Origin of the sequence: Micromonospora sp. B11E3, from assembly GCF_039871625.1 — a bacterium.
Taxonomy (GTDB): Bacteria; Actinomycetota; Actinomycetes; order Mycobacteriales; family Micromonosporaceae; genus Micromonospora.
Window position 1 is genome coordinate 1 of record NZ_JBDPMC010000146.1, and the last position, 6,502, is coordinate 6,502.

Annotated in this window: 6 protein-coding genes and 2 pseudogenes; 3 read left to right on the forward strand and 5 right to left on the reverse strand. The window is 63.8% G+C overall.

The features are described from left to right. Positions 1–50: 50 nt before the first annotated feature. A complete protein-coding gene (locus ABGB16_RS32720) occupies positions 51–251 on the reverse strand; it encodes a hypothetical protein (RefSeq protein ID WP_347671934.1) in 201 nt (66 codons plus the stop codon). A 448-nt stretch (positions 252–699) separates the two neighbouring features. On the opposite strand from ABGB16_RS32720, the gene ABGB16_RS32725 reads away from it, so the two are divergent. Next, the gene (locus tag ABGB16_RS32725; RefSeq protein ID WP_347671935.1) at positions 700–1,272 is read left to right on the forward strand and encodes a suppressor of fused domain protein; all 573 of its coding nucleotides are present in this window, start codon (positions 700–702) and stop codon (positions 1,270–1,272) included. Between the two features lie 969 nt (positions 1,273–2,241). Here ABGB16_RS32725 and ABGB16_RS32730 read toward each other — a convergent pair. From ABGB16_RS32730 to ABGB16_RS32745, 4 genes and pseudogenes are all read right to left on the reverse strand, one after another. Beyond that, positions 2,242–2,445: pseudogene (locus tag ABGB16_RS32730) on the reverse strand (DDE-type integrase/transposase/recombinase); the annotation flags it as partial. 88 nt (positions 2,446–2,533) lie between these two features. Beyond that, on the reverse strand, positions 2,534–3,148 hold the full coding sequence (locus tag ABGB16_RS32735) for an integrase (RefSeq protein WP_347671936.1): 615 nt from the start codon (positions 3,146–3,148) through the stop codon (positions 2,534–2,536). Then, positions 3,145–3,570 carry a hypothetical protein gene (locus ABGB16_RS32740; RefSeq protein WP_347671937.1) on the reverse strand — a complete coding sequence of 142 codons (426 nt, stop codon included), beginning with the start codon at positions 3,568–3,570 and terminating at the stop codon, positions 3,145–3,147. Before ABGB16_RS32740 ends, ABGB16_RS32735 begins: the two co-directional genes overlap by 4 nt. Before the next feature lie 137 nt (positions 3,571–3,707). Next, positions 3,708–3,892: pseudogene (locus ABGB16_RS32745) on the reverse strand (transposase); the annotation flags it as partial. Between the two features lie 785 nt (positions 3,893–4,677). On the opposite strand from ABGB16_RS32745, the gene ABGB16_RS32750 reads away from it, so the two are divergent. Together ABGB16_RS32750 and ABGB16_RS32755 are read left to right on the forward strand one after the other, a co-directional pair. Next, positions 4,678–5,283: a nuclear transport factor 2 family protein gene (locus ABGB16_RS32750; protein WP_347671938.1), complete on the forward strand. Its 606-nt coding sequence runs from the start codon at positions 4,678–4,680 to the stop codon at positions 5,281–5,283. Between the two features lie 39 nt (positions 5,284–5,322). Further along, a complete protein-coding gene (locus tag ABGB16_RS32755; protein ID WP_347671939.1) occupies positions 5,323–5,685 on the forward strand; it encodes an antibiotic biosynthesis monooxygenase family protein in 363 nt (120 codons plus the stop codon). Positions 5,686–6,502 lie beyond the last annotated feature (817 nt).

Here is a 6,502-nt window from a genome sequence, read left to right on the forward strand (position 1 = left end):
CTCCCCACACCCGACTTTTCCACGGCCTCGAAGACCAAGCGCACACGGCGTCAGCGAGCGACCGCACTCATTTTCAGCCCGGAACGGGCCCGCTCATAGAGCAGCCAAGGAACTTTTCCCATGATCGTCAACGCCGTCTCCGTGCGCGCCAGCCTCGCCTGCGTACGCTCCAACTCCCGCCGCAACCAGGCGATCTCCGCCTGCTCGGCGCTGGGCCGCCCGACCGTCTCCCCAGCCGGCTTGCCCTGCAACAGCCCGGCATCCCGGGCCCGCCGCCAACTCCGACATCAACGACGAGTACAAGCCCTCCCGCCGCAGGAACGCCCCACCCTCACCCGCCGCGACGGCCTGCTCATACCGGGCCAACAGGTCCAGCTTCTGCCCCGGCGTGAACGACCGGCGCGCCCGCGGCCCGTCCGAACGCGGACCCTTCTTGCGACTCATGACCCCATCCTGGGCCACCACAACATCAACAGCAGTACTCAACGCATCTCGATCCTGAACTCGCCCTGCCAGACGGACTTGCTATGAACCGTTGGCCTCAACTCACCCTGACAGACAGGGGACCGACGAAGAGCGGCGTGCGCACGCTCAGACCGGAATCAACGGGGCGGCATGCCTGCAGTGCCAGCGCCGCCAGGGAGCCGTGATGGCTAGGCTGTCTGGACAGATCGCACGGGCATTCGGGATGCGTAGAAGATGACCAGTGGTAAAGAGGAAATTTATCAGAAGCTTTGCCGACACTTGGATGAGAGTTGGCCAGACCGGTCTCATCACGATTTCAAGTGGACGTTGGGGCCAGTGACGGAAAGGCTGCCGCGGTTTTCGGTCAGAAGGGTTGATCCGCTGGGGCCGGGTGATGGCTACCTGTATCTCTCGGTAGGAGCCTTTGAGAGTGGAGCCGAGCCGTTGCGGGAGTTCTTCATCATGTCTGCACATGAGTCGCCCAGGCATGTCGAGACGCTCGCAATGGTTTGCCACTTCCACTCCATTCCGGCGCATCGTTTGCAGCATGGTTCTATCGTCAACCTGGGAAGGCCTTGGGCTGAGGGCTCAAATCATCAGCATTTGCTGATCTCATGGCCCTATGCGTTCGACAAGAGGGCTGCAACCTGCATGACATTCGCAGGCGACATGGTCTACCTCTGGTTAGTGCCAATCTCTGAAAGGGAGGCCGACGTAGTGCGAAGGTGTGGCGTCCAAGAACTGGAGGAGCGGTTGGAGTCCTCCGGGGCTAACCTGCTGGATCCGTTAAGGCCGTCGGTGTACTAACGGGCGTACGAACAGTTCAGGCTTGGCATATCTCCCGAGCCTGAACTGTTCGTCGGTCTGCAAAACTTCGTCACGCGATCGGGTGGATCATAAACCAGGTTGGCCACCACGGTAGCTGTGCGGAAAGTAGTTTATGCAGGCGCTCGGCTGGGGTTTCCCAGCCGAGCGTTTCGCGTGGGCAGCGGTTGAGCTGGTCGGCGACGGCGGCCAGGTGCTCGGAGTCGCGAGCGGACAGGTCGGTTCGCTTTATAAGTTTTCACCAAAGGAAGGACGACGTCGGCGAGCAACAACCCCGATTTCCACGCACCGCACGGGCGTCGCGAAAGCGCCATCGGAGACTTACAGGAATATTCGGCGACGACGGATACCGATGGGTATCGCGACCTACGGAGATACTCCCGGACCGTCGAGGACGGGACTAAACGCCATTGCGTCCCGTCACTCTCTGCAAGATCGTCTGGCTTTGCATCGAAAGCTCAGAGGCGCTCGACCTCTCTAGCTAATAGCCGGTGCATCTCACTCCCCCGTCAGGCACATGGGGAACCACATCTCCCGCTGACGACCACAGCAACGGCCCATTGCGACCGGCGATAAGGAGCACAAATCGATGGAACAGCAGGTAGAGCGCAGGCAGGCGCCGAACGAGCTTAGGTTTAGGAAACCGATGCTCTATCCCCTGAGCTACGAGGGCGCGAGTGCCCAGTCTAGCGACCTGCGGGGCGACCCACAGCGGCAGGGAGTGACCCGCGTTGACCCACGTCGTCCGGGCTGGTCACGCCGGGCCATGACCACACGCCGACCACACGGATCACGTCGGCGGTCATGATCATCGACCCGGGTCGACCAGTAGCGGCAGCAGTTGACCCCTGTTGGCACCTGCTGGAGAGCACACAACCCACACATCGTCGATGATCACCGAGCACAACACCAGCCTCCGACAAGGTGTTGCGACGACCGGTTGAATTCACCTTGACAGCCGCGGTCGGAGTGGAAGATCAGTCCCGACGGTGGCCGCCGGCCGCGGATGGCGTCGGTGAGGGCGGCGTCGACCAGGTCGGTACGCAGGTGATCGGCCACAGCCCAGCCGACGACCCGCCGGGAGGCCAGGTCAATGACCGTGGCCAGGTACAGCCAGCCCTCCCACGTGTTGATGTACGTGATGTCTCCACACCACCGGGTGCCGAAAACTTCATCCGTGCTGGTCAAGCGGCGTTCTCGTATTCGTGTAGGACTCCGCCGAGTCGATCGTGTCGGTGGACGTTCAGGCGTGCCAGCGCGGCGGGATCGGTGATCGGTTCGGCAGCGGACGCAGAGGCCGGGAGTTCGCGATGCCCCGATGAGGCCGATGCTGGTTGTGGTGGCGTTCGTACTCGCGGAGTGCGTGTAACAGGTGCGTCTGGTTCCAGATCAGTGTTCGGTCGGGCAGTTCATGACGGCAGGCGTGGATCCACCGTTCCATGATCGAGTTCATGCGGGGCGTTCGGACGCCGCTGCGCACGACCGCGTTGTCGGCGTCGGCGAGGATCGCGTCGAACAGGGTCGGGTACTTGCCGTCCCGATCCCGGATCAGGTATTTCACCGCGCGTCCGGCGTCCTCGAGGTCCATCACCAGGTTCCGGGCCGCCTGGGCAACCCAGCCGGCGGTCGGATGAGCGGTGGCGCCGAGGATGCGTACTCGGCGGGTGGCGTGTTCGGTGACCGCAAGGACGTACAGCCTGGCGCCGGCCAACGTTGACGTCTCGAAGAAGTCGGCGGCGATGATGGCCTGCGCCTGCGAACGCGGGAACGTCGCCCAGGTGGTGCTGGTCGGCTGGGGTGCCGGGTCGATACCGGCCTGTTGGAGGATCTCCCAGACGGTGGAGGCCGCGACCTTCACCCCGGGACGAGGAGTTCGCCGTGGATGCGGCGGTACCCCCGGGTGCTGTTCTTGCGGGCCAGGCGCAGCACCAGCCGGCTGATCGACCGGACAGTGGGTGGCCGTCCGGCCTGCCGGGGCCGGGAGAGTCTGGCGTGCCGGCGGGCTAGCAGGTCCCGGTGCCAGCGCGGCACCGTGTCCGGGCGGACCAGCAGCCGCAGGTGGCGCAGCGTGTCGCGGGGTAGCCGGTGCAGCAGGGCGGCGAGCCATGCCCGGTCAGATGGGGTGAACCGGACCTTCTCGCCGTTCAGCTGCCGTTCGAGGATTATGACTTGGTGTCGCAGCGCCAGGATCTCGGCATGCTTGTCCCGGTCGCTCGTTGGCAGCAGCCGTAGCAACGCGAGAGCGTTGGTCACACCGAGGTAGGCCGGTCGAGACAGCACAGCCGGTCATCCTCGCGCAGCACGCAACGTAGATCATCGCCGCATCCGCGACGAGAGCCCTCGACGCTACGCCAGCGTCCGGATCTCAGTCATCAAGAGGGCTGTGACCAGGACGGACGAGGTTTCCGGCACCCGCAGGGCTGGTCAACGACGACCAGGATCTGCCCGTGGCGGCCCAGCCGCTCGAACAGGGTGCGCAGGCGTGGCTCGGTGTTGGCAGCGGGGCGTCGTGCAGCCGTCTGCCGTCGGGCGCGAGCCCGACCGCGTGGTGGTCGCTCTTGCCGACGTCCAAGCCGAGGTCGACGCCGTAGGGGCCGTGCACCGGATGCCTCCGTTCCGTCGATGCGGCCTCGGTCGCAGGTCACAGCGTCGGACTGCCGGCAGCCACGTTACGAGGAGACCTACCCGAAGGGTGGCCGGGCCCCTATCAGCGGTCCGCCGACGCCACCCGACCCGGCGGCAACACCCCCCCGGATCATCGATGACAGGGGCAATAAGCCATACCGGGCCGGGCGACCGAGGAATCCCCGGCTGGGGACGATCAAAAAGGTAGCGGGCTATCCCGATCCCGGGTGGGGTCCGGAAGCGGAATGATCGCGTAGGTTGACGTCCTGCAGAGGGCACGTCACAGACCTGCAAGAATGTAGTGTGATGAACCGGATGCTGGTCGAGGCTGTGTTCGGTCTCGTTCAATCAGTCGCTGGCAGCGACAGAGCCAACGTGGCACTGCCGCTGCCAGCACCGCGCGAAACCGCGAGCGTCCCGTACGGGCAGGATGGCGGTGTATGTGTCACCCATAGCGACGCAGAACCTCGATGACGGTGATCCCGGGAAAAACCACCTTTATACCGAGGTTCTGCGTCTTCTTGTTGCACCGCATGGATCTGGATGCGACCGTCCGGGGCGGCTACTCCAAGTCCTTACGCCGTTACTCGGATAGGCTCAGTAGTGGCAGGTCTTGACAATTGCTCCCGAACCGGAGTACCAAATGGGGGTCGCCATCGTACCCACCCCCCTCCAGAGCTGCTGACCAGCAAACGCGCACCGGCCTATCTGCAGCTGCCGTAGCAGTGCGATATCGCCCTGCACCACCAGGAGGTCTTTCCCATGTCCAACGCAGACGTGTTCCGATCGTTGCGCGGTGTGCTGAACGGCGAGGACGCGAAGGTCCTCCACGAGATCATGGCACCGGACATGGAGGTTCACATTGCGCCTTTCCCTGGCTTCCCTGCGGTGCTGCGGACACCTGGAGAATTCGCGGAACTCCTGGCCATGGAGCACAGGGCTCTTCCCGGCTTGCCTGTTACGCCCCTTAATGTCATTTCCGAGGGTGACCGGCTCGCCGCGTATCTGAAAGTGCCAGGAAGGCACGACACAATGCTTCTTCAGCAGTTTCCGGAAGAACCACCTCGCGGCCTTCGTGTTGCACCGGGCGGTCACCAGGATGTCCAGGACGTCCCCGTCCTGGACCACCGTCCGCCACAGGTACTGCCGCTTCCCGTTGATCTCAAAAAAAGACCTCGTCCAGATGCCGCTTGTCTCCGCCGGACCTTGCGTCGGCGCAGGCCACGAGCGCAAACCAAGTTGACAACGCCCTTGCAGCCTGATTCACGCAACCCAAGCCACAGGTCTTGGCAACAACTCCTCCAACGGGTGGAAATGGTTGCCGGTGAAGATCCGGTGAGTGATCACCGACAAGTAATCCTCGCGTAGATTTTATCCGATATTCCTTACTCTTACACGGAGTGTGTCATGAGTGTCGTCAGGATGAATGTTTTGAAGGTTCCGCCGGACAAGCGTGCGGAAGTCGAGCGACTTTATGCGGAACGGCCACGCCTGGTCGAAACCGTCGAGGGCTTCGAGTGGTTCGAGTTGCTCCGGCCGACCGACGGTACCGAAAATTACCTCGTGTACACCCGGTGGCGAACCGAGGCGGACTTCGAGAGGTGGTTCACCGACTACCTGAAGCGGTCCCATCCGACGGTCTTCCCCGAAGGTGAGCAGTCGACGCCACCACCGTGGCGGCCGCAGTCACTGACGACGTGGTCCTTCGACGTCGCACAGCAGTCGCAGCCGTCATCCGCCGTTGACGGAGCGTCACAGCACCAGAGCTGAAGGACAAGTTAGAAACGATGACGGCGATGGCTTTCGCGGTGGCGATGGCGGGCCTTCGGAGTGAGCGGACCGGAGGGCGAGGTCCCCGACTGGAACGCCATCGACTGGCGGGCCTGTGAGGACAACGTACGGCGGCTGCGGCAGCGGATCTTCACGGCCACACGGGCGGCGAACCTGAAAACAGGTTCGGAATTTGCAGAAGTTGATGCTGCGGTCCCGCAGCAACGCCCTGGTGGCGGTGCGGCGGGTCACGCAGCTCAACGCTGGCCGTAAGGCGGCGCCTACCTGCGTAAGTTCGCCTGGACACCATCGTCCGGCAAATGGTCGCGGGAACGGCCGTGCTCCCGGCGTGGAGCAGCAGCCCTCGGCAGATCGGGCATCGGCCCTGCTGGGCTTGTAGGAGCCGCAGCGTGATCGTGCCGATCGGGGGAGGGTTGCGGCGTCGCCGCTGGTGCCAGTAGTCAGTCAGGTGCGGGTCGTTCGGAGAACGAACCACAGTCCCCGCACGAGTGGGAACAGTGGCTCACGGCCACCCGCACGGCGATCCGCAAACACGTGGTCACCGCCTGGGGCGCTGGCACGCCGGACGAACGCGCCGCAACCCGACTCATACACGCCTCCTGCCGCCGCCGGATCACCAACGGCAGCAAAAGGACAGCGCCATCACCTGCCCGCAAGCCTTCAGGGTTTAGAGCCCGCGCAAATAGGTCAGACGCGCTGCCCCGGATACGAGGCGGGCACGGACATCCATGATCATGAAGGTGCTTACGCCTCGTGATCGTCAGGAGTGTCCGTGCCCGTTGTTCCATCATGGCTG

Bases quoted from the DNA above. Each gene is read 5' to 3' on its own strand.
- ABGB16_RS32725 (WP_347671935.1), top strand. From the start codon at position 700: ATGACCAGTGGTAAAGAGGAAATTTATCAGAAGCTTTGCCGACACTTG.
- ABGB16_RS32755 (WP_347671939.1), top strand. From the start codon at position 5,323: ATGAGTGTCGTCAGGATGAATGTTTTGAAGGTTCCGCCGGACAAGCGT.
- ABGB16_RS32750 (WP_347671938.1), top strand. From the start codon at position 4,678: ATGTCCAACGCAGACGTGTTCCGATCGTTGCGCGGTGTGCTGAACGGC.